This is a genomic window from Nocardia spumae, assembly GCF_020733635.1.
In the GTDB taxonomy this organism is placed as follows: Bacteria; Actinomycetota; Actinomycetes; order Mycobacteriales; family Mycobacteriaceae; genus Nocardia; species Nocardia spumae.
Window position 1 is genome coordinate 6,358,568 of sequence record NZ_JAJFZL010000001.1, and the last position, 26,742, is coordinate 6,385,309.

28 protein-coding genes are annotated in these 26,742 nt (G+C 64.7%); 13 read left to right on the top strand and 15 right to left on the bottom strand.

Annotated features, from left to right (window positions below):
• Window positions 1-99: 99 nt before the first annotated feature.
• Window positions 100-336: a putative antibiotic biosynthesis monooxygenase gene (locus tag LKD76_RS28245; RefSeq protein WP_227984431.1), complete on the top strand. Its 237-nt coding sequence runs from the start codon at window positions 100-102 to the stop codon at window positions 334-336.
• Window positions 337-468: 132 nt separating this feature from the next.
• Entirely contained in the window at window positions 469-1,695 is a 1,227-nt protein-coding gene (locus LKD76_RS28250) for a cytochrome P450 family protein (RefSeq protein ID WP_227984432.1), read from the top strand.
• A gap of 14 nt (window positions 1,696-1,709) precedes the next feature.
• Here LKD76_RS28250 and LKD76_RS28255 read toward each other — a convergent pair whose 3' ends face one another.
• Window positions 1,710-2,198, bottom strand: a complete 489-nt coding sequence (locus tag LKD76_RS28255; protein ID WP_227984433.1) for a MarR family winged helix-turn-helix transcriptional regulator — start codon at window positions 2,196-2,198, stop codon at window positions 1,710-1,712.
• 60 nt (window positions 2,199-2,258) lie between these two features.
• Window positions 2,259-2,720: a nitroreductase family deazaflavin-dependent oxidoreductase gene (locus tag LKD76_RS28260; protein WP_227984434.1), complete on the bottom strand. Its 462-nt coding sequence runs from the start codon at window positions 2,718-2,720 to the stop codon at window positions 2,259-2,261.
• 341 nt (window positions 2,721-3,061) lie between these two features.
• On the opposite strand from LKD76_RS28260, the gene LKD76_RS28265 reads away from it, so the two are divergent.
• Window positions 3,062-3,937: an MHYT domain-containing protein gene (locus tag LKD76_RS28265; RefSeq protein ID WP_227984435.1), complete on the top strand. Its 876-nt coding sequence runs from the start codon at window positions 3,062-3,064 to the stop codon at window positions 3,935-3,937.
• A gap of 54 nt (window positions 3,938-3,991) precedes the next feature.
• Here LKD76_RS28265 and LKD76_RS28270 read toward each other — a convergent pair whose 3' ends face one another.
• The 3 genes from LKD76_RS28270 to LKD76_RS28280 all read right to left on the bottom strand — a co-directional run bounded on the left by LKD76_RS28270 (window position 3,992) and on the right by LKD76_RS28280 (window position 6,632).
• The gene (locus LKD76_RS28270) at window positions 3,992-4,267 is read right to left on the bottom strand and encodes a hypothetical protein (protein ID WP_227984436.1); all 276 of its coding nucleotides are present in this window, start codon (window positions 4,265-4,267) and stop codon (window positions 3,992-3,994) included.
• A 163-nt stretch (window positions 4,268-4,430) separates the two neighbouring features.
• Entirely contained in the window at window positions 4,431-4,913 is a 483-nt protein-coding gene (locus LKD76_RS28275; RefSeq protein ID WP_227985436.1) for a C40 family peptidase, read from the bottom strand.
• Between the two features lie 285 nt (window positions 4,914-5,198).
• Window positions 5,199-6,632 carry an amino acid permease gene (locus tag LKD76_RS28280; protein WP_227984437.1) on the bottom strand — a complete coding sequence of 478 codons (1,434 nt, stop codon included), beginning with the start codon at window positions 6,630-6,632 and terminating at the stop codon, window positions 5,199-5,201.
• Window positions 6,633-6,823: 191 nt separating this feature from the next.
• On the opposite strand from LKD76_RS28280, the gene LKD76_RS28285 reads away from it, so the two are divergent.
• From LKD76_RS28285 to LKD76_RS28300, 4 genes are all read left to right on the top strand, one after another.
• Complete coding sequence (locus LKD76_RS28285; RefSeq protein WP_227984438.1) at window positions 6,824-8,038, top strand: cytochrome P450; 1,215 nt, start codon at window positions 6,824-6,826, stop codon at window positions 8,036-8,038.
• Window positions 8,035-8,601 (top strand): TetR/AcrR family transcriptional regulator, encoded by a 567-nt coding sequence (locus LKD76_RS28290; RefSeq protein WP_227984439.1) that lies wholly within the window; start codon window positions 8,035-8,037, stop codon window positions 8,599-8,601. Before LKD76_RS28285 ends, LKD76_RS28290 begins: the two co-directional genes overlap by 4 nt.
• A gap of 86 nt (window positions 8,602-8,687) precedes the next feature.
• Complete coding sequence (locus tag LKD76_RS28295) at window positions 8,688-10,487, top strand: acyl-CoA dehydrogenase (RefSeq protein WP_227984440.1); 1,800 nt, start codon at window positions 8,688-8,690, stop codon at window positions 10,485-10,487.
• 76 nt (window positions 10,488-10,563) lie between these two features.
• Entirely contained in the window at window positions 10,564-11,340 is a 777-nt protein-coding gene (locus tag LKD76_RS28300; RefSeq protein ID WP_227985437.1) for an RluA family pseudouridine synthase, read from the top strand.
• A gap of 110 nt (window positions 11,341-11,450) precedes the next feature.
• On the opposite strand, the gene LKD76_RS28305 is transcribed toward LKD76_RS28300, so the two are convergent.
• Entirely contained in the window at window positions 11,451-11,891 is a 441-nt protein-coding gene (locus tag LKD76_RS28305) for a MarR family winged helix-turn-helix transcriptional regulator (protein ID WP_227984441.1), read from the bottom strand.
• A 127-nt stretch (window positions 11,892-12,018) separates the two neighbouring features.
• Between LKD76_RS28305 and LKD76_RS28310 the strand changes: the two genes are divergently transcribed.
• The gene (locus tag LKD76_RS28310; protein WP_227984442.1) at window positions 12,019-12,963 is read left to right on the top strand and encodes an MBL fold metallo-hydrolase; all 945 of its coding nucleotides are present in this window, start codon (window positions 12,019-12,021) and stop codon (window positions 12,961-12,963) included.
• 64 nt (window positions 12,964-13,027) lie between these two features.
• Here LKD76_RS28310 and LKD76_RS28315 read toward each other — a convergent pair whose 3' ends face one another.
• Both LKD76_RS28315 and LKD76_RS28325 read right to left on the bottom strand, forming a co-directional pair.
• Window positions 13,028-14,044 (bottom strand): NADPH:quinone oxidoreductase family protein, encoded by a 1,017-nt coding sequence (locus LKD76_RS28315; protein WP_305082772.1) that lies wholly within the window; start codon window positions 14,042-14,044, stop codon window positions 13,028-13,030.
• Window positions 14,031-14,447, bottom strand: coding sequence for a MerR family transcriptional regulator (locus tag LKD76_RS28325; RefSeq protein ID WP_227984443.1), 417 nt, complete (start codon window positions 14,445-14,447; stop codon window positions 14,031-14,033). Before LKD76_RS28325 ends, LKD76_RS28315 begins: the two co-directional genes overlap by 14 nt.
• 113 nt (window positions 14,448-14,560) lie before the next feature.
• Between LKD76_RS28325 and LKD76_RS28330 the strand changes: the two genes are divergently transcribed.
• Window positions 14,561-15,538 (top strand): NAD-dependent epimerase/dehydratase family protein, encoded by a 978-nt coding sequence (locus LKD76_RS28330; RefSeq protein WP_227984444.1) that lies wholly within the window; start codon window positions 14,561-14,563, stop codon window positions 15,536-15,538.
• Window positions 15,539-15,649: 111 nt separating this feature from the next.
• Here the strand turns inward: LKD76_RS28330 and LKD76_RS28335 are convergent, their stop codons facing one another.
• The 7 genes from LKD76_RS28335 to LKD76_RS28365 form a co-directional block, all read right to left on the bottom strand.
• Window positions 15,650-16,195 carry a hypothetical protein gene (locus LKD76_RS28335; RefSeq protein ID WP_227984445.1) on the bottom strand — a complete coding sequence of 182 codons (546 nt, stop codon included), beginning with the start codon at window positions 16,193-16,195 and terminating at the stop codon, window positions 15,650-15,652.
• Window positions 16,196-16,356: 161 nt separating this feature from the next.
• Window positions 16,357-18,885: a TPR repeat domain-containing protein gene (locus tag LKD76_RS28340; RefSeq protein ID WP_227984446.1), complete on the bottom strand. Its 2,529-nt coding sequence runs from the start codon at window positions 18,883-18,885 to the stop codon at window positions 16,357-16,359.
• A 9-nt stretch (window positions 18,886-18,894) separates the two neighbouring features.
• Entirely contained in the window at window positions 18,895-19,191 is a 297-nt protein-coding gene (locus LKD76_RS28345) for a hypothetical protein (protein ID WP_227984447.1), read from the bottom strand.
• Between the two features lie 419 nt (window positions 19,192-19,610).
• Window positions 19,611-19,979, bottom strand: a complete 369-nt coding sequence (locus LKD76_RS28350; RefSeq protein ID WP_227984448.1) for a hypothetical protein — start codon at window positions 19,977-19,979, stop codon at window positions 19,611-19,613.
• 10 nt (window positions 19,980-19,989) lie between these two features.
• Window positions 19,990-20,562 carry a DUF3558 domain-containing protein gene (locus LKD76_RS32400; protein ID WP_227984449.1) on the bottom strand — a complete coding sequence of 191 codons (573 nt, stop codon included), beginning with the start codon at window positions 20,560-20,562 and terminating at the stop codon, window positions 19,990-19,992.
• 239 nt (window positions 20,563-20,801) lie between these two features.
• Window positions 20,802-21,008, bottom strand: a complete 207-nt coding sequence (locus LKD76_RS28360; RefSeq protein ID WP_227984450.1) for a DUF397 domain-containing protein — start codon at window positions 21,006-21,008, stop codon at window positions 20,802-20,804.
• Window positions 20,998-21,885 carry a helix-turn-helix domain-containing protein gene (locus LKD76_RS28365; RefSeq protein WP_227984451.1) on the bottom strand — a complete coding sequence of 296 codons (888 nt, stop codon included), beginning with the start codon at window positions 21,883-21,885 and terminating at the stop codon, window positions 20,998-21,000. Before LKD76_RS28365 ends, LKD76_RS28360 begins: the two co-directional genes overlap by 11 nt.
• A gap of 1,041 nt (window positions 21,886-22,926) precedes the next feature.
• On the opposite strand from LKD76_RS28365, the gene LKD76_RS28370 reads away from it, so the two are divergent.
• The 4 genes from LKD76_RS28370 to LKD76_RS28385 all read left to right on the top strand — a co-directional run bounded on the left by LKD76_RS28370 (window position 22,927) and on the right by LKD76_RS28385 (window position 26,571).
• A complete protein-coding gene (locus LKD76_RS28370; protein ID WP_227984452.1) occupies window positions 22,927-23,442 on the top strand; it encodes a hypothetical protein in 516 nt (171 codons plus the stop codon).
• 2 nt (window positions 23,443-23,444) lie between these two features.
• On the top strand, window positions 23,445-23,789 hold the full coding sequence (locus LKD76_RS28375; RefSeq protein ID WP_227984453.1) for a hypothetical protein: 345 nt from the start codon (window positions 23,445-23,447) through the stop codon (window positions 23,787-23,789).
• A 533-nt stretch (window positions 23,790-24,322) separates the two neighbouring features.
• Window positions 24,323-25,810 carry a hypothetical protein gene (locus tag LKD76_RS28380; RefSeq protein ID WP_227984454.1) on the top strand — a complete coding sequence of 496 codons (1,488 nt, stop codon included), beginning with the start codon at window positions 24,323-24,325 and terminating at the stop codon, window positions 25,808-25,810.
• Between the two features lie 47 nt (window positions 25,811-25,857).
• On the top strand, window positions 25,858-26,571 hold the full coding sequence (locus LKD76_RS28385; protein ID WP_227984455.1) for an ESX secretion-associated protein EspG: 714 nt from the start codon (window positions 25,858-25,860) through the stop codon (window positions 26,569-26,571).
• The last annotated feature ends 171 nt before the right edge of the window (window positions 26,572-26,742 follow it).

Genomic DNA, 26,742 nt, shown 5'->3' on the forward strand with positions numbered 1-26,742 from the left:
CACCGAGCCTACCAAGTCTCCAACCAAACAGTTGCAGATCTCGCCGGCGTGGTGTCTACTGTCATCTGCAACCATTCAGTTGGATTTCTAGGAGTCACCGTGCCCAGCACCCCCACCGCTTCCGCCGCGAACATTTCGGTACACCAGCGCGCCATCGTCACCTGGCTCGCGATCTTCCCGATGGTGGCCCTCGGCATGACCGTGATGGCGCCGTTCACCGCCGGATGGCACCCGGTATTGCGCGCCCTGGTACTCACCGCGTTCGTCGTCCCCACAGCGGTGTACCTGGTCGTGCCGCGACTGCTGACGACCTTGCCGCGGATCGTCCGCCGTTGAGCGACAAGGGATTTCCGATCATTTCGGACACTCGTGCCGACCGGCTCCGATTTCGGTACGTTGGATTGGGTCACCGTACGACCGGTCCGCAGCGCGGGCCTGTCCACCGCGCCGGCAACAGGGGAGCACAGCATGGCCGAGGTCGACCTCTCCGAGCAGCTCGAGTCGATAGAGCAGGACTTCCACGACGACCCACATCGGTACTACGACCGCTGGCGGTCCCACGGTCCCGTGCACCACGTGAAGTTCACCCATCCACACGGGATTCCGTGCTGGGTGGTGATCGGATACGCCGAGGCGCGCGCCGCGCTCGCCGATCCGCGCCTGCTCAAGGACTCGCGCGGCGCGACCGAACTGTTCCGGCGCAACGGCTCGGACTCGCTGTCGAATTCGGATGTGCAGGCATTGAGCACCCACATGCTCAACAGCGATCCGCCGGATCACACCCGGTTGCGCAAACTGGTGAACAAGTCGTTCACCGCGCGGCGGGTGGCCGCCCTGCGTCCCCGCATCGAGGAGATCACCGCGGAGCTGCTCGACGATATGGCGTCTCGGGAACAGGCCGATCTGCTCCGCGATTTCGCGAATCCCCTGCCGGTCACCGTGATCTGCGAACTGCTGGGTGTGCCGTACGGCGATCGCGACGATTTCCAGGCCTGGACCAAGATCCTGGTCGGCGCGGCGGGCGGGCTCGCCGATCGCGATCGCGCCTCCGGGGAGATGGCCGGCTACCTGGCGGAACTGCTGGCGGCCAAGCGGATTCACCCCGGCGACGATCTGCTGTCCGGCCTGGCCACCGCACACGACGACGGCGACCGGCTCAGCGATCGGGAACTGGTCGCGATGGCGTTCCTGCTGCTCGTCGCCGGACACGAGACCACCGTCAATCTGATCGGCAACGGCACCTACGCCCTGCTACGGCATCGATCCCAGTTCGACGCACTGCGCGCCGACCCGACCGGCGTCCCCACCGCGGTGGAGGAATTCCTGCGCCTCGCGGGCCCGGTCGGCTGGGCGACCCTGCGCTATACCGGTGAGCCGGTCACCATCGGAGGCACCGACATTCCCGCCGGCGAGCTCGTGTATATCGCGCTGACGGCGGCCGATCACGATCCGCAGCGCTACGCGCGGCCGTCCGATCTGGATACCACCCGAAATATCAGTGGCCACATGGCTTTCGGTCACGGCATTCACTACTGCGTCGGCGCACCACTGGCCCGGATGGAAGCCGCGGTGGCCTTCACCGGACTGCTGCAGCGCTTTCCGAACCTGACGCTCGCACCGGATTTCACGCCTCGATGGCAACCCAGCCTGTTGATGCGCGGATTGACCGAGCTGCCGGTCCGGCCGCACGGCTGAGCCCCTCGGCGACGTCAGCGGTCCAATTCCCGCGCCGATTCCGAGCCCGCGGTTCCGGTGCGCCGCAGGAAATCGGTGATCACCTCCAGCTCCGCCTCGGAGTACTGTTCGAGCACTTCGTCCATCCGGCCGTTCATCCCGGCAAGGACCTGAAACAGGGCGGAATTGCGCTCCCGCACGCCACGTAGCGTCACCGCGCGGCGGTCACCGGACTCGGGATCGCGCTCGCGGACGATCCAGCCACCCTTCTGCAGCCGGTCCAGGATGCCGGTGAGGGTGGCCGGATGCAATCCGGTGCGGTGCGCCAGCGCGGTCGGTGTGATGGCGCCCTGTCGATTGATCAGATCGAGACAGGTCCAATCCACATCACGCAGTTCGACCTTTCCACCGAACCGGCGGTTGAGCAGGGCGAGCTGAATATTCAGATCGCGTAGCGCGTCCTTGACCGCGACGGTCAGCCGGCGCCGCTGCTGCGCGGATGTGGTTTCCGACTGTGCGCTCATCGATCCCTCCGGTCCTATCATACGGTTTCCATATGATATCGCGATCCGGAGGGACCCGGCTCACCGCAGCGCTTCCACCCGGAACACCGCGATGCGCTCGGCCGCGGCGGCTACTCCGTCCGGAGACGACTGTTGCGCCAAACCGGTTGTCACGAACCGGCTTCCGACACTCGCCGGCCCGGCCGCCACCAGTTCCCGCAGCAGTGGCCGGCGCTGCTCGACCGGAATCTCCACCAACCGCGCGGCCGATGATCGCCGCCCACGGCTGAGAGTCACCGATTCGGCCGCGCGCACATTGGCCACCCACGCGGCCTTCGGATACGCCTGCACGATGTATCGCCCGCCGGCGAGTTCGTTGACCGCGATCGGGAAGGTCCGCGGCTGCCCGCTACGCCTCCCGGCGACGGTGAGCAGGTGCATCGGCCCGAATCCGAGCCCCAGTCGTTGCAACCCGACGACGACCCGATTGAACCGATTGACCCTTCGCCGATACCGCTGCGCATCCATCTCCGCGACCTCCATCTATCCGATAACCGTATTCTACGATTCTCATATCATATCCGAACAGTAGGAAATCGGCACGACGATCACCCGCTCCGACCAGCGTCGAAACCTTGCGATCGCCGCCCTCCCGGCAGGTGGCACAAGTGCGCCAGAACACGTCCGCCGCCGGGGTCCGACAGCGGACAGACCGGCAAACCCCGTGCATACACCCCATGAACCAGCTCCACCAGCACATTCACCGGACGGTGAGAATGCCGCGGCGACCCCCGATACGCCCCGGCGCAATCCCCGATCATGGTCGAGGTGGTCTATCGTCCGGTCACGAATTCATAACCCTTCTTTCTTTCAATGGAGACCTCGTGCTCGAGCTGGACCACTTCAGCCACGGCTGGGTTACCCCCGTCCTGGCTTACATCATGTCCGTCATCGGATCGGTCCTGGCGCTGCGCTGCGCCACCCACGCCCGGGCCTCGCGGTGGCCGGGCGGCTGGCTCGTCGCCGCCGCCATCTCACTCGGCGGCGCCGGAATCTGGGTCATGCATTTCACCGCCATGCTCGGTTTCTCGATCCACGGCGTGAGCATCCGCTACGACGTGCCCATGACCCTGCTCAGCGCGGCGATCGCGATCGTCGTGGTCTGGGTCGGACTGTCGATCGTGGTGCGCGGGCACCGGGAGGCGATCGCACTGCCCCTGGGCGGCATGATCACCGGTTTCGGTGTCGCGGCCATGCACTACCTCGGGATGTACGCCATGCACGCCGGGGCTCACATCGAGTACAGCACGGGACTGGTGGCACTGTCGCTACTGATCGCCGTGGTCGCGGCGACCGCGGCGCTGTGGTTCGTCCTGCACGTGCGCGGCATCTCCGCGACCGTCGGCGCGGCACTGATCATGGGCCTGGCGGTATGCGGAATGCACTACACCGGAATGGCATCCATGCAGGCGCATCACATGGATCAGATGACAGAGCAGTCCGGTGTCGATTCGGTCCAATTGCTCACCCCGCTGATCATGGTGGTCACCCTCGTCACCATGATGCTGATCGTGCTGGTCGGCCTCGCCGAGATCGATGCGCCGTCGCGCCGCGAATCCGTTTCCACCACAGACGAACCGGCCCTGGCCGACAGTGGCCGCGCCTGGCCGCGCGCATACACCGCGGAATCCCCCGCACCGCAGCAGACGGCACCGGCCTTCAGCCTGCAGGCGAACGCCAAGCGGCGGCCCCCGCGGTAGTCCCCCGCGGGCCACGGACGAACGAGCGGCTGAGCACCACCGGGTTGGTGGTGCTCAGCCGCTCGTCTTCCGGACCCATTCGTCGGCAGCCGCTGTGGCCTCCGCGACCGACCGCGCACTGACCTCGCGCAACATCCGGCCCTCGCGATCCTCGACGCGCCAGGAGCAGGTGGTGCGGGTTGTCGGCTTCACCGATCCGCGGACCGCGCCGAAATCCTTGACCAGCCGCCAGCGGTCGGCGTCTCCGGCCAATTCCCAGCCATCGACCGCGTCCGAGGGGCGAATCGGCCCGAACGGCCCGTCGCCGGCAGTCGACCGGGTGTCGGCCACTGGTCCCCTCCTCCACGATTCGCACTGCGAGACGGTACTGCGAGACGATACTGAGCAGCACCTGTTCAGATCGCGGTACCGGCTCACATTGTCGCGCAACACATCATCGTGGCGGAATCGAACCCGAGATCCCGGGTCACCCGGCGGCACACCCGCGGCGGCGTCAGTAGCGACGCGCGCCGGCGACCGGCATCTCCGACATCGGCGAACGCACGACGCCGATACCGTCGCTGGCCGAATGCACCACGGTGCCGTCACCGGCGTACAGCGCGGAATGCCCACCGCCGTAGAACGAGACCATATCCCCGGGTCGCAGGGCGTCCAGCGAGACCGGGTCGCCGGCCGCGAGCTGGTCGTAGCTCGTGCGGGGCAGCTCCACACCGACCTGCCGATAGGCCCACTGCACGAGCCCCGAGCAGTCGAAGGCGTCGGGCCCGGTGGCGCCGGTCCGGTAGGCCGATCCGAGTTTGGTCTCGGCGATTCCGAGCGCACGCTCACCGATGGTTTCGACCGGTTGCGGCGGCGCCGGGGGTATTTCCGGAATGAGTCCCGGAATTGCGAACCCCGGCGGGAGCGGAATTCCCGGGACGACCGGGGGAAATAATGGGGATTGGGCATGTACCGGACCGGCACTCGCCGTCAGCATGCCCGCCGCGCCGAGCGAGATGACCAGTGTTGCCGAAGTCGACCAGGCAAAACGACGCAGAAAGCGGGTACATCGACCTTCATCGGTTCCTGCCATGATGCGTTCCTCCGAGTCTCGTACAGAGAGCAGATTTAGCGAACACCACGGTGATCTGACGATCGTCGAATCCGGGGAGCAATGATTCGCCAACTGCGGGGAGAAACCTAATACGAACACACCATTTCGAATAACGAAATGATAAACTCGGGAAATACGGCAGATATCGAGGGTATCTCGATACAATCCCTACCGTCGATCGGATGCGACCTCGGTGTCGCCACGGGTGGCCAGCACCGAATGCCGGCGGCTGTAGCCGAGGTAGACCACCGCGCCGATGGCGAACCAGATCGCGAAGCGCAACCAGGTCACCGGCTGCAGATAGGTGATCAGCCAGATCGAGAAGCCGATACCCACCAGCGGCACCACCGGCATGCCCGGCGTCCGGAACCCGCGCGGCAGATCGGGGCGGCGATAGCGCAGCACGATCACCGCCACACACACCACGATGAACGCCAGCAGGATGCCGATATTGGTCAGCTCGGCGGCCTGGCCGATCGGCAGCAAGCCCGCGATCACCGCCGCGGCGGCGCCGACGATCCAGGTGATCCGAGTCGGCACTTGCCGCACCGCATGGGTTTTGGCGAACCAGCGGGGCAGCAGACCGTCGCGGCTCATCGAGTACCAGACGCGCGTGACGCCGAGCATGAAGGTGAACAGCACGGTCATGATGCCGACGATCGCTCCCGCCGCGATCAGGCTGCCCAGCCCCGGCAGTCCAACCGAGGCGAAGGCCGAGGACAGTCCGCTCTCGGGATCGATCTCGGTGTAGTGCTGCATGCCGGTGAGTACCACGCAGACCAGCACGTAGAGCACCATCGAGATCGCCAGCGACAGCAGAATCGCCTTGGGCAGATGACGTTTGGCATCCACCGACTCCTCGGCCGCGGTCGACATCGCGTCGTAGCCGAAGACGGCGAAGAAGACCGTCGCGGCTCCGGTCACCGCACCGGACATGCCGAACGGGAAGTACGGATGGTAGTTCGCGGAATCGATATGGAAGAAGCCGACCACGATCACCACCACGACGACCACGATCTTCAGGGCCACCACGAAGGTCTCGAACCGAGCGGCGGCCCGGATGCCGAGATTGAGCAGGAAGGCGATCAGCAGGCACAGCAGTGCCGCGAACAGATCCACCACGTGACCGTGCCCGGTGCCCGGCGCACCCAGCATCCAGTCCGGAAGCGCGACATCCCACTGCCCCAACAGGAATTGGATGTATCCGGAGATGCCGATCGCGACCACCGAGACGATCGCGGTGTATTCGAGCAGCAGATCCCAGCCGATGAACCAGCCCACCGGCTCACCCAGGACGGCGTATCCGTAGGTGTAGGCCGATCCCGCGCGCGGAATCAATCCCGCGAATTCGGCATAGGACAGCGCGGCCGCCGCACTGGCGACACCGGCGATCAGGAAGGAGATGAGGACGGCCGGCCCGGCGGTATCGTGCGCGACCGATCCGGCGAGCGCGAAGATTCCGGCTCCGATGATGCCGCCCACGCCGATGGCGGTCAGCTGCCACAACCCCAGCGTGCGATGCAGGGCTGTCGGGGAATCATCGCTGATCTGGTCGATCGGCTTGCGCCGGAAGAACTCTCGTAGCGCTGGACTGGTTCGCATGGGCGCTCCTTGTCCTCCGGGCGGTGTCCGGCCGGCGGTGCCGGTGCGCTCACCGTACCGATCCCGCCGGAGAAGCGCGCGGCATTCGATCCGGCGCCGCGACCCGCCGGTCCCCCGCCCGGCCCGGACGAATCCGATCATCCCTGAAACAGGTTGTAGACATATGCTGTCATTTGTCTTACTGTCGATACATGAGTAACGCGGTGTCTCAGGAAGCACGTTTCACCTTGCGGTCCGGTGAGACCTGGCGCGATCCCTGGCCCATGTACGCCGCCCTCCGGGCCCACGATCCGGTGCACCATGTGGTGCCCGAGGGGCGACCGCAGGACGACTACTACGTGCTGTCGCGATACGCCGATATCTATGCGGCCGTACGCGATCCGGAGACGTTCTCCTCGGCGCAGGGCCTCACCGTCGACTACAACAACCTCACCGAGATCGGGCTGGGCGAGAATCGGCCCTTCGTCTTCACCGATCCGCCGGATCACACCGTCTTCCGTCGTCGCGTCGCCAAGGGGTTCACCCCGCGCCAGGTCCAGGAGATCCGGCCCGCGGTCGAGGCCTTCGTGATCGAGCGGCTGGAACGACTGCGCGCCGAGGGCGGCGGCGATATCTCGGCCGAACTGTTCAAACCGTTGCCGACCATGGTGGTGGCGCACTATCTCGGTGTGCCCGAGGCGGATCGGGCCAAGTTCGACGAGTGGAGCGAGGCGATCGTGGCCGCCTCCGCGACCGGCGGCATTCAGCACGCCCAAGACGCCGTCGGTGAGCTGTCGCAGTACTTCATCGCGATGATCGACCAGCGCAAACTCGAACCCGCCGACGACACCGTCTCCCATCTGGTGGCCTCCGGTCTGGGCGCCGAGGGCGATGTCGGCGAGATCCTGCAGATCATCGGCTTCGCGTTCACGATGATCACCGGCGGCAACGACACCACCACCGGAAATCTCGGCGGCGCGGTGCAATTGCTGACCACCGAACCCGGCCAGCGGCGGCGGCTGCTCGACGATCCGAGCCTGATCCCCGCCGCGGTCGACGAGTTCCTGCGGATGACCTCGCCGGTACAGGGGCTGGCCCGCACCACCACCCGCGATGTGGAGATCGAGGGCGTGACCATCCCCGCCGGCCGCCGCGTACTGATGCTGTACGCGTCGGCCAATCGCGATGAGAGCGAATACGGCTCGGACGCGGGCGCACTCGATGTCACCCGGAATCCGAGGAATATCCTCACCTTCGGCAACGGCAATCACCACTGCCTCGGCGCGGCCGCCGCGCGGATGCAGGCGACCATCGCACTGCGGGAACTGCTGACCCGCTGCCCGGACTTCACCGTCGACATCGACGGTGTCCGCTACACCGACGGCAACTATGTCCGCTGGCCGGTCAACGTCCCGTTCGTGCCATGAGCGACTGGCTGGGGCAGCCGCGATCGCTGCAGGCGGCCGAGCGCATCCTCGACGCGGCCGCGGCCCTGTTCGCCGAGCGCGGTGTGGCGGCCACCCAGATGGGTGATATCGCCAAGGCCGCGGGCTGCTCGCGGGCGACGCTGTACCGCTATTTCGACAGCCGTCAGGCCGTCCAGCTGGCATACGTGCACCGTGAGGCCAGGCGGGTCGGCGCCACCGTGGCGGCCCGGATCGCATCGATCGGCGATCCGGGGGAACGGGTGGTGGCCGGAGTGCAGGCGAGTCTGCGGGCGGTGCGCGCCGACCCGCTGCTCATCGCCTGGTTCCGGCCCGACGATGCCGGGCGGACCCTGGAGATCGCCCAGACCTCGCAGGTCATCGAGGCCATCGGCACTTCGCTGTTCGATCCGGAAAGGCTGTCCGGACAGCATGATTCGACATTGCTCGCCCGGTGGCTGACACGGATCATCGTCTCCCTGCTGACAGTGCCCGCGCAGAGCGAGGACGAGGAACGGGCCATGCTCGAGCGGTTCCTGGCACCGCTGGTGACCGAGCGGCGCTGAATACGGGGGGGCGCCCGCGTCCGCCCTCGCGAATTCCGCCCGCCGGGCGTCTTGCGCACGGCGGCATCGCCCACGAGGCTGGAGGTATGGATTCGCTCATCATGTCCGCCCGCGACCTCGACTTCCTGCTCTACGAGTGGCTCGATGTGACCGGGCTGACCGAGCGCGATCGGTACCGGGAGCACAGCCGCGAGACCTTCGATCAGGTGCTCGCGCTGAGCCGGGAGCTGGCCGAGAAGTACTTCGCTCCGCACAACCGCACGGGTGATCTGCACGAACCGACCTTCGACGGGGACAAGGTGCACATCATCCCGGAGGTGGCCACCGCGCTGTCGGCCTTCGCCGAGGCGGGCTTCGTCGGCGCGGCGATGGATGAACGGATCGGCGGCATGCAACTGCCGCATACGATCTTCACCGCGTGCATGGCCTGGTTCTACGCCGCCAATGTCGGGACCGCGAGCTACGCGCTGCTGACCATCGGCAACGCGAATCTGCTGGCCGCCCACGCCGATCCGGATCAGATCGATCGCTTCGTGCGGCCGATGCTGACCGGGCGCTACTTCGGCACGATGGCGCTGTCGGAGCCGCAGGCGGGTTCGTCCCTGGCCGATATCACCACCAAGGCCGTCCCCGCCGGCGACGGCACCTACCGACTGTTCGGGCGCAAGATGTGGATCTCCGGCGGCGATCACGAGCTGTCGGAGAACATCGTGCATCTGGTGCTGGCGCGTATTCCTGGGTCCGACAGCGGAACCCGCGGCATCTCGCTGTTCATCGTGCCGAAATACCTTCCCGCCGAAGATGGTTCGCTCGGGGAGCGCAACGATGTGGTGCTGGCCGGGATCAATCACAAGATGGGCTGGCGGGGTACGGTCAACACCGCGCCCGTCTTCGGCGACGGCGCCTTCACTCCGGGCGGCGAGGCGGGGGCCATCGGCTATCTCGTCGGCGAGCCCAATCGCGGCCTCGCCTATATGTTCCACATGATGAACGAGGCGCGCTTGGGAGTCGGGCTGGCCGCCACCGCCCTGGGCTACACCGGATATCTCAAGGCGCTCGATTACGCCCGCAGCCGCCCGCAGGGCCGTCCGGTCACGATCAAGGGCGGTGCGAGCGCGCAGGTGCCGATCGTGAAACATCCGGATGTGCGGCGAATGTTGCTGGCGCAGAAGGCCTATGCCGAGGGCGCGCTGGCGCTGCAGTTGTACTGCGGCAGGCTCATCGACCGGCAGCGCAGTGCGGTCGACGCGGATGAGGCCCAGCGCACGAACCTGTTGCTGCGGGTGCTGACCCCGATCGCGAAGAGCTGGCCGAGCCAGTGGTGCCTGGCGGCCAACGACCTCGCCATCCAGGTTCACGGCGGGGCCGGATATACCCGCGACTACGACGTCGAACAGCACTACCGGGACAATCGGCTCAACCCGATTCACGAAGGCACACACGGGATTCAGAGTCTGGATCTACTCGGCCGGGCGGTGGTGGCCGACGGCGGCGCGGCTTTGACCCTGTTGCTGGACACCATGGGCGACACCGTCGACCGCGCCCGCGCCACCGGGGACGGCGAACTGGGCGATTTCGCCGATGCGCTGGCGGCGGCCGCCGGGCGCATCGCCACCACCACGGCTACCGTCTGGCGGGATGCGAATCCGGATGCGGCACTGTCGAATTCGGCTGCCTACCTGGAGGCCTTCGGACATGTGGTGCTGGCCTGGATCTGGCTGGAACAGGCGATCGCCGCATACGGCGGCACCGAGGACTTCCACCGCGGTAAGCGCGCCGCCGCGCGCTACTTCTACCACTGGGAATTGCCGCGCACCGCACCGCTTTTCGATCTGCTCGACGCCATGGATCGCACCACCCTGGACCTGGACGACGCCTGGCTCTAGCACATCGGCACGACCGCTCGCCGCCCTCCTGGCGGCAATCGGCCACTACCGCGCCCTCTAGTCTGGGCTGGTGGAGATGGGATGGACGCGCCTGGCGCAACAATGCCTCGTCGAGGAGGACGAGGCGATTCTCGCGCTGAACAAACCGGCCGGCATCGCCGTGACCGGGGAACGGCACGACACCGACCTCGTCGAGTTGGCCGCCGCCGAGGGCCGCACGCTGTATCCGGTGCACCGCATCGACAAGGTCACCTCGGGCCTGGTCCTGTTCGCCAAGGATCTCGCCGCCCACGGTGGCCTGACCAGGCAGTTCAACAAGCAGACCGCCGAGAAGCGCTACCTGGTGATCACCGCCGCCACCGACCTGCCCGACAGCGGCGTGATCGACCTGCCGCTGAGCGTGGGCCGTAAGAATCGGGTCCGGATCGCGGCCCCTCGCGACACCATTCGCCGCGACGGCGATACCTGGACCGTCGACGAGGGCGCGCTGCTGGCCGGGAAGAACTATCCGTCCCGCACCGAATTCGCCACGATCGCCCGGACCGAGCACCACACCATCCTGCTGGCTCGCCCCGTCACCGGCCGCCGCCACCAGATCCGGGTACATCTGGCGTGGATCGGCTACCCGATCGCCGGCGATCCCCTCTTCGACAAGTCCGGCGCTTACACCCGCACCCATCTGCACTCGTGGTCACTGGGCGTCGAGGCGCCCTGGCGCGCCGATCCGAACCTGGAGCTCGTCGCCGCGCCCGGCGAGGATTTCTTCAGCACGCCGACGGGCCCGATCATCGACGACCCGGCCGCCCTGCTCGAACGGATCACGAAGAATCCGGGCCCGAGCGCTCGCGGATGATGTGATTCGCCACCGCTCCGCACGGTCTCCCGAACACACGACCCGGGATGAGAACTCGCCCGATGGATCGATAGACACAACCCGCGCCGCGACCTCAGCGACAGATCCCGTCAGACCGGACGACGGGGTGTGGTGATGGCCTGTTCGAGCAGGCCTTGAAGGACTCGCTGTTGGTCCGGGTCGAGGCCGGCCAGCGGCGAGTCCGCGGCGAGGAGCTCGAGGAGTCGCCGTCGGAGCGCATGCCCCTCGGCCGTGAGGACGAGCTGTTTCGCGCGGCGGTCACTGGGGTGCGCGCGACGCTCGACGAGATCCTTCTTCGCGAGGTTGTCGACGATGAAGGTGGCGTTGGAGGGTTCGCAGGTCATGCGTTCGGCCAGCTCGCGCATGGTCATCGGCCCGGTCAGTTCGCGTAGTGCGGTCGCCTGGGCGGCGGTGAGTCCGAGAGTGACCGCGCGCTCGCGGACATGATCGGCGATCTGCTGAGCCAATCCGTTGACCAGACCGCACAGTTCTCGCTCGGCGACGGCCTGCGGCTCCGGGACTGTGGTCATGCGCCGAGTCTACCCAATACATCAAGCAGATATATTTAAAGCTTAAATAGTTACCGCTTGATGTTTATCGTGATGTCGGCCGCCCCGACCGGGCGGAGTCCACGCATCGAAGAGAAGGAGCTGCGCCATGGCAGACACCCAGGCCGGACACGATCACCGGTTGAGCAGCCCGCCGGGCATCCGTTCGATATGGCTGGGCGATACGAAAGTCTCCTTCGTCCCGGACGGGGTCATCCAGGGCAAGCCGCTGGCCTGGCTACCCGACAGCACCGAACAGACGTGGACCGCTCACCCGGAATACCTCGACAGCTCGGGCTATCTGGTGGCCGGCGTCGGAGCTCTGCTCGTGGAACACGGCGACCGGGCGCTCCTGATCGATGCCGGGTTCGGCCCGCAGTCGATGCCGGCCGAACCGGGAAGTCCCAACGGCGCCCTCCACAGTGGCGCACTGCCGGAGAACCTCGCTCGACTCGGCCGCACACCGGCCGAGATCGAATCGGTGGCCTTCACACACTTGCACGTCGATCACATCGGCTGGGCCCGGTCCTCGACCGAGGGAGACGCCCCGGTGTTCGCCGATTCCGAATACCTTGTGGCCGAACCGGAGTGGAGCAACCGCCGGCAGCTGGAGAACGGCGGCACCACCGCCGAGATCGCCGCGACACTGGCGCCGCGGGTGCGCACCGTAGCCGACGGTCAGACGATCTTCCCCGGCGTCGAGGTGCAGATCAGCGGCGGACACACTCTCGGGCACGCACAGTATGTGATCACCGGCGGCGGAATCCGGCTGATCGCCTTCGGCGATGCGCTGCACTCCCCCATCCAGGTCGCCCGTCCCGAATGGTCCTGCGTTTACGATCACGACCCCGCCCGGGCCGTGGACCAACGCCGTCGCCTGCTCGCGGAATTGGCGCAACCCGGCACGATCGGATACGGCAATCATTTCGCCGACGTCGTCTTCGGCCAGGTCCGCCGGGACGGCGATCGCATGGCGTGGCATCCGGTGAACACGGAGTCGCCGAGCGGGAATCGCGCGCATCATCAAGGTACACAACACATTCGACAGCGATAGCGGGAGCTGTCGCCGCCGCTCGTCGACCGCGCGGCGATACTCCTCGCAATGATCGGCGGCAGCCCTAGCGCCAGGGATCGAGGACGAACTTGCCCCGGGTTCGTCCCGCCTCCAGGTGCCGCAGCACTTCCGGCCCCTCGGCCAGAGGATGGATGTGGGGCGCTCCGGGCAGGTACACGCCCTGCGCGATGAGCGCGTCGAGCTCACCGAGCAACGATTCGTAGAGGGACGGCGCCGCGACCGCCAGTGCGCCGATATGCAGGCCCTTGACCTGGACCTGATGGTCGAAGATCAGATCGTGGGTGCTCAGCACGGCATCACCGGAGGCGGCGCCGAACACGACGATGCGCCCGGTGAAGGGCTTGGCCACCGACAGACCGACCTCGAAGGTGGCCTGTCCCACCGATTCCAGCACCAGATCCACACCCCCGGTCATGCGGGCGATCTCCGCAGCCAGATCGGGGCGTCTACGGTCGAGAACCTCGTCGGCGCCGAGTGCTCGGACAGTGTCGTGCTTGTCGGGTGACGCCGTGGCGATCACCCGCGCACCGTAGTGGCGGGCGAGGCGAACGGCGGCCTGCCCCACGCCCCCGCCCGCGGCATGGACGAGCACCACCTCACCCCTTTCGATCCCGCCCAACGGTTTCAGCGCCGCCAGGGCGGTTGCCCAGTTCAGCACGAGGCCAATGGCTTCGGCATCGGTCCAGCCGGCCGGTACCGGAACCACCCCCGCCGCCGGCATCGTCATGTACTCAGCGAACGCACCCGGCCCGGCGCCGACGACATGGTCGCCGAGCCGAAGCGGACCGCCGACATCCGGCCCGATGCCCACGATCTCGCCGACGGCCTCGAAGCCCGCCGCATACGGCGGCTGGGGACCACCGCCATAGGTTCCGCGCGTCTGCATGACATCGGCGAAGTTGACGCCGGCCGCGCCGACTCGGATCAGGTACTCGCCGGGCCCCGGGGTGGGGCGAGGGTGATCGGTCGCAAGGACCAGATCATTCGGCCCCCGGTGCGTGCGCTGGATCAGGGCCCGCATGGTCGGCCTCGTGGTGTGCTGCTGCTCATTGCTCTCCATACGGCGAAGGTAGGAGTTCGACACTTGTGTCAAGGTCAAGTGGCAATCCGATATCGGTACGACGAGCCTGCCGCAGATAGGCGTCGAGCGCCGCCTGCTGATCACTGAGAACGGCGATACGACCGGCGATCCGATCGCGAAAACTCTGGACCTCGCGCAAGAACTCGGCACACACCCCATCGGTGCCCGCATCGGGTCCGCTGGGCAGAACTTCCCTGATCAACCGCACCGGCAAGCCGGACTCCAGCAACGACCGGATGACGAGCACCCGGTCGACCGTGGACGGGCAGTAGTCACGAAACCCGTTGTCGAATCGACCGGGGACGATCAAACCCTCGGCCTCGTAGTGCCGCAGCGACCTCGCACTCACACCGCTGACCTTGGCGGCTTCACCGATCTTCACACCTGCGGGCAACGTCCGGGACAACCGCGATCTTCCGGCACTCGCCACGATCTCCCCTCACCTCTCGGGAAATCGATTGTCGGCGCGCCGCGGTGACGGTTCAATCGACGACCATGGAGCGGTTTCTGGTCACCGGGAGTTCAGGTCATCTCGGCGAAGCACTCGTGCGCACGTTGCGCGCCCAGGGACACGCGGTCGTCGGTCTGGACATTCTCGAATCCCCGTTCACGACGATCACCGGCTCCGTCACCGACCGTGACACCGTGCGCCGCGCTCTCGACGGCGTCACCCGTGTCCTGCACACCGCAACCCTGCACAAACCTCACGTAGGTTCGCACCGGCGTCAGGACTTCCTCGACACGAACGTGACCGGCACCCTGACCCTCCTCGAGGAAGCCGCGACTGCCGGGGTCGACGGCTTCGTATTCACCAGTAGCACAAGTGCTTTCGGTCGCTCACTGACACCCGGCCCGGACCGCCCCACAGCCTGGATCACCGAGGATGTCCACCCCGTCGTCCGCAACATCTATGGCGCCACCAAGATCGCGGCCGAGGACCTCGGTGAACTCGCCGCCCGCGACCTGGGCCTGCCCGTGATCATCCTGCGCACCTCACGATTCTTCCCGGAGCCGGACGATCGCGACGAGATCCGTGCCACCTATACCGACGCCAATCTGAAGGCCAACGAATTCCTCTACCGTCGCGTCGATATCGCGGATGTAGTCGACGCCCACCTGCTCGCCGCCCGGCATGCGCCGGAGATCGGGTTCGCCCGCTACATCATCAGCGCGACAACACCTTTCACGCCCGCCGACCTAGACGAACTGGCCGTCGACGCCCCCGCGGTATTCGCGCGCCGCTTCCCCGGCATCGCCGACGACTACCAACACTGGGGATGGCGCATGTTCCCCACCCTCGATCGCGTCTACGCCAACGACCGCGCCCGCGAGGCCCTCGGCTGGACACCCCGATACGACTTCGCCACCATCATCGACCTGGTCCGAGCCGGAGACGCGCCCCGCAGCCCGCTCGCCGGGACGGTCGGGGCGAAGGGGTACCACGCGACTCCGACCGGGATCTATACGCGGTGAAGGGGCTGGGTCCACCCGAAGTCACCGACCAATGCGGCCGGCTCGACAAGGTTACGACCAATCATGTTGTGCAGCAAACGATCTCAAGGCGCCCCCCCTCCGGTGATACCACTATTTGTGCCCGGCACTCACCGGCAGCGGCGCGGGTGGGGATTGAATGAATGGGTCGGGTGCGAATTTATTACACAACACGCCCGGCGATTCATTATTCGGAACGGCATTCGCCACAGACACTACAAGCGGACGCGGGTTCTCCTCCGGCTGGTTTCCACCCGCTGCCGATGGCGCCGTCGTCCGAGCTACGGTCAAAATCTGCGCGCTGATTGTGTGCGGACTTCCGGGATCATGCGTCGGCTTCCCTTCGACAACATCGAATAGCCCTGGCGAGTCGAATGAGCAAATGGTAACTTGCGAACCTTCGGGCGTCTTTTCGACACCGATCACTCTTTCGAGAGTCCCGCCGGTGCCAGGCCATTTGTTGTTAGCGCCGTTCCAGCTGGCCTGACTGAAACCATATTTCGATACGACACGTCGGTTGTACCTGAGCATCACTTCGGGGTCGAAAGTATTCGACATCATAAAATCACTGTCGAATACTTGCGTTTCCGCTGCAAATTTGGCGTCGGATTCCTCATCCTCCGAAATGGAAACACCCATATCCCAACTCGATTGCACGGGTGGGTAACGAGTTATCGATGGAACCGAGGACGAGGTTGAGGTAGTCCGACTCTCAGGAGACGGATTGGCGCACGCAGCGAGAGCCACCATGGCTGCCACCGCGAATATCAATCGGTAGCTACCGCTACGGAGTTGAGATCTCATTTCGGAGCATCGACTTTCTCGTAGCCGGCATCCAAGAAATTCTGAAGCTTGCTCCTGTCGCCTTTCAAGCCCATTAATATAGCGATATCGCCGGACTGTTTGGATTCGTCGATATAGCCTTGCAGTCCCATCGCCCGCATATACCTCGTCATAGCAGCTTGCGTTTCGCGCGGTGTTGTATCTTCCAAGCGGACCGGACCACTGCCATCCTGATTCAGGAGATCGGAAGGTAGCCGACCGTTTCGGTATGCCGCATCCAGAAGCCGGTTATTTGACTCACGATTTATTTCCGATGATATCTGACTAGGGCTCGGATCCTGGACGTGGACCGGATCGGGCTTGTGGTTCCACGTCGATATCGCAGAGTCCATCCATTTGTCCGGCAGGCCGTTGAGGTACTTGTCCGCAGGGTTTCCCAGGACATTGGGAAGTAGACTGGTCGCCGGCTTTATCGCATTTCCGAAGGGGATCGAATCACTGACGATACCCTTGGCGAAATCTGCCGCTTTTTGTTTACTCTCGTAAACTTCCTGCAGGTGCTGTGCGGTGCGTTCGGCATTCATGTCGTCCTGGTAGAACAGGGCGTTGTAGTGCTGAACAGTCATTCGATCGTTCAGCGATTGCATGTGGCTGTAATCCTCATTATTGGCGAGCCATTCACCGACGTTGTTTCCACCCTCACGCATCGCCTGGTCGTAGATTGCCGATTCGCGCAGTGCACGACTGGTTTCCAGCAGATTCCGGCCGTCTTCGGATTGGTTGGCGAGGAACAGGAGGCGGTCACCGTCATCGCGACCGAGGCGCACCTCGTCGGTCGGTGGCCGGGGGTAGGTACGGTCGTTGGCGTCCGGGAAAGGCCAGGTTTTGGTTTGGCCCTGATCGGGGTCCGATAGTGCATCCAAGTTGGGAGCCAGCACCTTCGAAAGTCCGGTGGCGAGTTCGGGGTTCTTCTTGAACAGGTCCGCGTTGTTCTGAAACTCGGTGTGGCCGCCCGAGGTTGCGAGCTGGTTCGGGTGGTTGGGGTCGTGACCGGTGGGAGCGAACACCTTGGGCAGTTCGGCCAGTGTCTTGCGGGATAGGTCTCCATCCGGAGTCTGCTCGTGGGCGTGATCGCCGGCCCAGCTGTAGAGCTGAGAGGCGACCTTGCCCTTGTCACCCCAGTCGTGGTTGAAGATCTCGTTGCGGAACGTCTTGGGGTCGGCGTACATGTCACCGGGGGTGCGAACCTGTTCGGTGGGACTGGTGAGCAGGTTCAAGTCGGCTTCGTGATTGCGAGTGGCGAGGTCGAGATACGACTTGGCTGCCGCATCGATCTTGGGTTTGTCCTCGTCGAAGAAGCTGTCGGCTATCCCTGTGGCACCGACGTATTTGAAACGGTCGACCATATCGTTGACCTTCTGCGTATGCCCGTCGACATAGCCGGCCATGCTGGCGGCGGTGGTGGCCATCTGCCCAGCCATCCCCTTGCCCGGGGTGAAACCGGGGTTCGCTTCGCCCAGAAGCTGTGCGAACTTCGTCTGATCGCCGAGGCGGTTCTTCATCTCGACAGCGGTTTTGGGAGGGTTGGATTCCAGCCGGTCAGAGACCAGATGCTGCATGTAACTGGGCAGATCTGACATTCCGCCGCCACGAAACTTGCCATCCGGCCCGGTACTGCCGACGTTCTCGTTCGACATCATCATGATGGCATTGGCGAGATTATCGCGCTGAACCGAAGCAGGACTGGTCGTACTGCCTGCTATGTGAGCCATCTTTTCGCCTTCGGTGAGGCGATCCGACAGTGCGAACAAGCCGTCCTTGCCCGAGGCTTGAAAGAACCCTCGGTAGTAGTCCTGTACGTCGGCCGGGATATCGGTCACCTGCTTCCCGTCGGCCAAGTCCTGCAGGTCCTTCGGTGTCAGGTGGTACTGCGGCATATCGGCAGCGACGGCATCGATCGCAGCAGTGTCGCCCGTCCGGGCCGCGGCGGCGAGCCGCTTACCGTCCTCGGACCCCAATCGCTCTCCTGCAGTAGCCGCTTCGTCGACCTCGATCGAGGAGCCGAAGAGATCACCTGCGGCACGGATGAGCTCGCTTCGGTCGGTCAGCAGCCGTTCCAGCTCGGCTTCGGACTGCGTGAGCTCTCGATAAGCGGTGTCGATGGCATCCTGATGTGCTTGCACATCGGCGTGGTTCGAACCCGAGCATGCCCAGTTGTCGGCGACTGTCACCTTCGCTTGTTCGGCGTCGGAGACTTTGGAACGCAATACTTCTCGGTGCGATGAGACACTGTCGACGGCCGGGCCGAACTTGTCCAGGAAGTCGGCGATGTCGCCGTACACCTTGCGCGCCTCGTCATGATCCTGACCAATCCGATTGTAGGCAGCGTAGAATGCTGTTCCGGTCCAGCTGTAGCCGACATCGTTGAAGTCCTTGCGCGCCTTGTCGATCTCCTCGAGCAGCTTCTCATTGCCGGTGTGTACCGCCGCAGCCCAATCCTCGAGGGTCTGCAGATTCCACCGGTCCAGCTCCGAACGCGACGGCATCGGTGCCCCCTACTTGCGGAAGTCGAGTTCGTGCATCTTCTGCGCAAACTGCTCGTCGGTCGTCTGCATATTCTTCGTACAGCCGGTAATCCGGACGGCCAGGTCCTTCATCCGCTCCCCGACTCGCAGCATCGCACCTTCCACATGGGCACCGGTCTGAACGCAAGCCGCAGGTACCGATGATCCCGGCATCGCGGTAATCACTTCATTGGCTTTGTCGTTGACCTTGATGTGATCGATCTCGCCACCGATTGTGGTCAGTGTCTTCGCGAGCTTGTCGAGCTGATCGATGTCCGCCTTCAGCACGGTCCCCTCCTCATGTTTCTGAGGCCGGCGCCTTCCCACCGAGATGCCAGCACTTCAACGTAACAGCGTGCTGGACAGAAAGGTTGAAGACCACTGCCGCTGCGTCCGCCGCTGCCACTGTACGGCCGACAGGGCCGGTGGACTTCGTTCTCCTCCGCGCGGCCGCTATCACCCCAGCAGCAACCGACGGCGGAGGAAGAGCGACATGCCGAGCCGCACTCCGCTGGTGACAGTGCTGCGCGCAGTGGAGGAGTCCGATAGCCCTTGCGACTGCTTCGATCCGCTGAAGTCGATGCGCGAATCGGAGGCTCTGTGCGCTGGCCACCAAATAGGTCGTGTCACTGCATGTTTCATTACGGAACACAGGGATGACGCGCTTTCAGGCGGCGCAGACTATGCTTCCACCCGAAAAGAAGGAACTAAACTTCAGTTCGGCTCAGTACATCGGCGTATTCGGAATCGGTCTCGGCGTAGGCTCGAGCAGCTTTGAGGATGAGTTCTTGAGCCGCCTTGAGCTCTTTCTGAACCTCGGTGGCCCGCTGTTTGATCCCGTCCTCGCCGCTTCCCTTGGTGGTGAACTTGGTGGCGAGGTCCAGTCCCATCTGGAAACCGCCGAAACCTGTGACGTACTCGACGTCTTTCAAGTTTTGCCCCATCGTGTCGATACGATCGATGAGGTCCTGAAGGCCTTTGATCGCCTCATCGAGCTTGTCCCGACGAACCTTCAGCCGCAAGTTTCCGCCGTCTACCTCCGCTGCGAGCTGCTGGATAGTGCTGAGTTCGGACATAGTTCCCTCGCTAGTTCGGAACATGCTTGGCTAGAGCTGTTGCGATCCTGGTGGCCTCGGCGCAGGCATCCCCTGGTTGCTCAGCGCTGAGCTTCGCCGACACCTGGAACTGCACAGGGTTCTTGGCGTCGACAGCGATAGTGCAGTCGTGATCGGAGGTGGCGCTGACCAATCGGGTACCAGGGCGACCGTCAACGGTAATCGGCTCCGGATCCTTATACAGCCTGGTGTTGTGTACAACCTCGTCGTAGCTATGCGAGTGATCCGAGTAGACGTTCAGCTGGTACCAGTTCGACTTCTGCCCGAGCCATGCACAGATATCCACCCCGGGGAACTTCACTTCTCCGGGACCATCTTCTTGCTTGGTCGCCGGGTTTAGTCCGACCGCTGAGATGTCGGAATCCGGTATTTCACAAGGTTTCCATGACGATACCTGCGCGGAAGTTGCTACCTGGGCTGTGGTTGTCGCCGCGACCGTGTGTGAAGCAACCGTCGTCGCTGTCCCCGACTCGCCGGACGAGCAGGCGGCCAGGACCCCTGCTGTGAGAGTAGCCGCCGCCCCAAGAGTTATCGCTCGCCGCATCGGGTCTCCCGTCCCGGGACGGTCCCGGCGACCCCCCGCCCTAGGGATGGTAAACGATTCAGCGCTGTCGAGCAGCGACGAGTTCTTCCTGGTAGATGTTCAGTCCGGACACCGCGGTCTTCGCCGCCGTCTCAGCGGCGTTGGTCACCATCCGCTGGGTGGGCAAATTTCGGGTCTGATGTCGGCACTCACCCCTCAGAACTCCTCAGTGGCAAGTACCATGCAAGTCCAGCAGCGCATTACAGCTCGCGGAGCCGTCCTGCCTTCAGACCCGCGTTGAATGCATCCCACTCATCTGGCGCGAAGACCAGCGCCGGTCCGCCCGGATTCTTCGAATCACGAACACCAACAGTGCCATTGGTGAGCCAAGCGACCTCTACACATTGAGAATTGGATTCGCTGTAGCTGCTCTTACGCCACTGCTCACCCGATAAATCAACACTCACCGTCGTGCTCCCTTGCCACCTGCCGTAGCAGGTTTCGCGTGCTCGTCTCGTCCAGCGCGGTGTGCCGGATGATCTCGACCAGTTCATGGTACTTCCGCACGTCGTCTTCGTTTTCGAGGTAGATATCGCTGCTCATCCCCCCATCGAGGTAGACCACAGGCGGTTCCACGGCCTCACCGGTGGCGTTCGTTCCGAATTCGATGATGACGAACTGGCTCGGCACGATCCCCCAGGGAAATCCGGCGCGGTATGGATGGACTCGTATCGTGACATTCGGCCGCTTGCCCGCCTCGGCCAGTTCTCGTAGCTGGGCGCTCATCACACGATGTGTGCCGACAACCTGTCGTAGGGCGGATTCACTCAGCAGAACCTCCAGTCGAACAGGATTCGCCTTCCTGGTCAGGATCTTCTGCCGCTTCAAGCGGACCTCGACCCGGCGGTCGACTTCCTCCTGTACGTAGCCGGGATAAGAGCCGATGAGAGCCCGCGCGTAATCGGTGGTCTGGAGCAACCCCGGCACCACGGCCTGGTATGAAACCAGGCTCCGCGCCGCCGCTTCCATTCCGACGTACATGTTGAAGGCGTTGCTGAACATGCCACCTAGCGCCGTGATGTCCGGGTTGTCCGCGGCCTTCGCAGCGAGGCCGATAGCCCGACCTGTCTCATCGCTGTCCACGTCGTACAGCTCGCACAGTTCGCGGACATCCTGCTTGCGAAGCTTCTGAGGTCGACCGGTCTCCATCCGTTGTAATGCCGCAGTGCTGAGCTGAACCTCGTGCGCGGCCTGCGCGATGGTCAGCCCGGCCTCCAGGCGGCGCTCGCGAAGAAATCTCCCGAGCTGACGGCGGAGCAACGTTGCGGATTGACTCCCTGACATGCGACTTCTCCTCCGGACTGAACGAGATCATTCGCGAACCTGAGCAAAGCATGCCGCAGATCTGAATCTGGTCGTGGGGAATTGAGTCAAATGATTTGAATATTCAAAACCGCGTGCGTAGGTCCAGGGTGAGGTGCTGTGCTGTAGCTGTTCGACAGTCCGACCACAGCTCCACTTTGCGGGACCCAGCGATCGCGTAGCGCTGGGTTGCACGCAGTTGAAGGCGATCGCCCTTCGCCAGCTGATTGTTCCTGATTCCGTTCTGCCCCAAACGATTCCGTGCACTGGCACGGTACAGGTGAGGTCCGCCATGCCCATCGCGTCTCCACGACCACCAGCGCCCACACCGCCACAAAACAACTGTCGTTGCCACACTGCCGGCAGCGCCCACTCACGAGGAGGTGGTAGCAAGGTGCCGAGCACCGATACTCCGTGGATCCTGTTGTCCCAGTGTGGGATCGGCAGCTTCTCCCCGGATGCACAGTGTTTGGTCGGCGTGGCCTGCCCGTCGTGGCTGTGTTCCGGGCTGATTCCACTGGTCGACGGAAAGATCGCCGCACATCACGTCCGGGAGGGCGAACGGTGCCCATGGTCCGGTACGCGCGTTGTCGATGATCGGTCGACTTTCACCGCCCGGGACGCGGGTGAGGCTCGATGAGGTTTTCGGAAAGCACCGCGAGCCAGCCGCTCTCGCCTCTTCCCGCAGAGCCGGATCTCATGGTGTCCATCTATCTCACCTCGTCCTGCCGGAATCCGCTGACGTTTGTGGCATGCGAATCGGCGGCACGACGGTTCGCGCACCACTGGCAGCGGTACGGCGGTTGCGCGGCAGTCGAATTCACTGCTCCAGACCCGAGCTGTGCGCGACTGCCATGTGAGCGATTGTGGGTGATTCCATGATCGGCTTGCTATTGCTTTGCCTTGGGCTGGCAGCGGGCGTCTACACCGCGATCGTGTTGTGGCCGAGGCGCACTTCGAAGAGCGGGACCGTCGCATCGATCCGCGATGGCGGCGAGAGCGATCGAGACGGGGAGGATTGACATGATCGAATCGCTGACAGACAAGTCCGGTGCTGTGCCATCGGCCTCCAGGCCGAAGGCCGTCGGTTTGGTGCGGACGGAACTGTCCGGCATCGACACGGCCGCGCACGCACTCGACATCCAATGCTACGCACACCATCTCGGATATCGATGGATCTATACCGTTCGGCCTCCGCAGGGCACCCGCGATCCAGTCGGGTACGCCCTGGACATCGCTGCGAGCATGGGAGCTGCCGCGATCATCGTGGTCGACGCGACACACATCGATAGCCCGGACGAATTCGTCAGCGCCGGTTTCGATCTGGTGACCACCGCGCCGCCTCGGCTGTGGCGAGCCGGTGCAGGGGATCCGATCGTTGTGCAGTCGGTTCCGGCGGACGATTGCACCTGGGAACCCAGTCAGCTGGAACCCGACTGCGCTCGCCGCCTGTGGAATACCCACCGCGACTGCCTTCCGGACTGCCGGGCTCGGCTCGCCGCGGGAGCAGCCCTGTCCGCACGGGATGAGATGGACTGAACATGTTCGCGATAACGACAGCGATGATGGTCACCGTCTGCGGCATCCTCATAGGCCTCGGCTGTTGGTTGCCGCCACGCGCGGACGGGTTGACCGTTGCCGCACTCCATCGACGGTTGGTATTCGAAAGCTACTGTCGAGAACTCGGTTCCCAGTGGCCTGCCCGGACCGAGGCGGAGCTGGATCATGAGCGAGTGCTGACCAGACTGCATGCGATTGTCGGGCCGCACAAAACCCGAGGGGGTTTCACACCCCGCTCCGCTGCTGTTCGGCACGTGAAGTTCGGCTTCGACTGTCGGTTCGACCAGGCAGGCGAGTTCGCCGGCAATCTCGACGATGCGCTATGAGTATCGACGCGATCGGCTTCCTGCGGCGAGAGGTGTCCGGTGCACATCAGCCGCGGGATGAGATTCGGATCCGCGCTCTGGCGGAGCGACTCGGATACCACCTGCGGACGATCGTCACGTCGACGAGCGCCGGCAATGACCTTGGGTTGCACCTCCGGAACATTGCCGAGACACATCGTGTCGATGCCGTTGTCGTTCCGAGCGTTGCTCACTTCGACGGCGCCGTCGTGCCGTCGATGGTGGTTCGAATCGCAGACGTGATCACGGTCGAACCGGAGTGCACCTACGCACGGATCGGCTGGGCACGGCGCGAACACCTGCGATAAAGTCTCCGAAGCAGGGGGATTCAGCGCGTCCCCCATGCAGCGGCGAGCAGGAGGGGGCCCAGTCATGCGATCGAAAGTGGGGCGACGTACCGGTGCGCGGCCAACGGTACGGCAGGCTCTCTCGCACGAAGTTCAGCAGGCGAACTCGAAGTCGACAGATCACCTTCCCGTTGATTTCGCAGCGGAAGGCATCCAGAGGGCACAACCGTGACTCCCCCTCCGGAACCCTCGAGCTACCTGGATCAAGGTAGTGGCGACTTCCTGCGCCGGCTCGATGCGATGAGCAACAGCTTCTACGCGGGGATGGTGTCGGGTTCCAATACGCAGGCTTGGGATGGTGATCAGCTTGCGTTGCAGCAGCAGATCAATGTTCTGGCCGATCAGCTTCGTGTTGATGTCGACCCGCAGTCCATCACCGGCGGAGACGACTTCGAACATTTGACGCTGGAGCAGATTCGCGATCTGACTTATCAGATCAAACCCGATGTCGTGCACGCGGTTTCGGAAGCGTGGAGCAATATCGGGTCGGGTATGGCCGATGGCGCGGATACGGCGCGCAAGAAGGTCGTCCAGGACGCGATCGGGAACGGCTGGGAGGGAATCGCCGGTCAGAAGGCGGCTCAGACGTTCGGGCGTGTTCTCGACTCTGTCGGCGATATCGGCAAGTCGGCGTCGATGGTCGCGATGAAGATCGCTTTCGCTCAGCGTGGTAGCGACGAGACTTTCCGGATGTTGACCCCGCTGTTGCAGGCGATGGCGCCCAGCGGCACCGGGCCGATTCTGCCTCCGGGATCGCCCACGTTGGGTCCGGCGGCGGCTCCGACGGGGCCACAGCTGCCGATCCTCGCCGAGCAGCAGGACAAGGATTCACAGAAGGAAGAGGCGCGGCAGGCGGCTCTGCAGGTGCTGCGGAACGTGTACTCACCCGGAATTCGTGGTGGAGACCAGGCAGTGCCGGTGCTTCCTACGGTCTATCCGGCCGCCAACCCGGTCGGCCCGGTGGGCCCGGTGGGCCCGGGACCGGTTTCCCCGGGGCCGGGCCCCTCGAATTCCGGTGGTGGCGACCAGAATCCGAAGCCCGGCGATGTGAATCCGGGCTCCGATCCGAACACCGGGACCGATGGCGGTCGGTCTCAGGAAACACAGCCGAGTTCGACCACTCCCGGAAGCAGTCAGAACCCTTCCAGCACAGCAGGTTCGAACACACCGGACTCCGCCTCCACTACCGCCGCGGGATTCGATCCGAGCGGGCCGGGTGGCAGCACCTCCGGATCCGGGCTGGGTGGCGGCGCCTCCGGATCCGGACTGGGCGGCGGTTCCCACGGCTCGGGGCTGGGTGGTGGCCTGTCCGGTTCGGGTGGTGGCGCGGCGCGTCCGGGACTCGGGTCGTCGATACCCGGTGGCCCGGTCGCGGCACCCGCGGCCGCCTCCTCGGGGGGAATGCGCGCACCGGGGCAGGCGGGCACCGCCGGTACGCCGGGTATGTCACCCGGGATGGGCGGCAAGGGCAAGTCCGAGGAGGACAAGGACCGTCAGTCCGCGGAGTATCTGCGCGGGCAGCATCTCGAGGAATGGATCGAGGACGGGCGCAAGGTATTGCCCGCCTACGGCGTGATCGGGGACGATCCGTCGCAGGAACGACCGGCCCGGCCGGCGAACCCCGATCGTGGCAGAGCGCCGGGAGAGTATCGGTGATCCACTGGCAGTTGACCAGTGCGCAGTACGAAGCGGCACTGTTCGCGATGGAACGCGACCGCCTGCCGTACCCGACCTGGAATGCGTTGCGCGCCACCGATGAAGCGGATCTGACTCGTCAGCGGCGCGAAGCCATCGACAGCCTGCGCCCGCGCGTGGACGACGACTTCGCCCGGCTCATCGGCACGCTCACCGAGCCGCAGGTCCGGTTGCATGTGCACGGCCGCCTCGGCCCCGACCCCGACAACCCCGTTACCCAGCTGCGCGGTTACGCCGGTTTCGGCCCGTCCAGTGCAGCGGTCGCCATCCAGGACCCCGACCCGGAACCCGGTGTGAGCGGCGATGTTTCGGTCAGCCTGTGCACGCACGTGCAAGCTTTGGGCCTGCTCGCGGGCATGCTCCCCGAAGTTCCGGCGGGCCGCCACGAACTGGGCGGGCTCAAGTCCGAACTCGACCTCGAGCCCGAGTCCCTCGGCTGGCAACGGCGGCCCACGCTCCGGGAAAGCATGAACACATTCCTCGCCCGCCCCCGCACCGGCTGGGGCGAAGTCCTGTGCTACCCGGGCAGATTCCTCGACAATCGCACCGACGGCGTGCAGGGCTTCGTGTGGATGGACTTCCCCGGCGACGGCCGCTACTACATCCACCAGGACCCCGCCGGCTACACCATCCAACCCATGAACCATGACGGATTCGTCAACCACGCCCGCGTCCTCGCGCGCCGAGTCCGAGAGCTCGGAACACGGCACGCACGCGTCTGAGAGCCCACACCGAACTCTTGTTATAGCAACCAGTTTCGAACTGTGTCAGCGGTCACTACCACCGTAGCGAGCATGCCCGCCGATCCCTCCAACAACCACGACGCCTACTTCCGCGCTGTCATGCCCACCGCAGAGCGACTCGACCAGATCTTCGGAAGGCAACCACCCGGC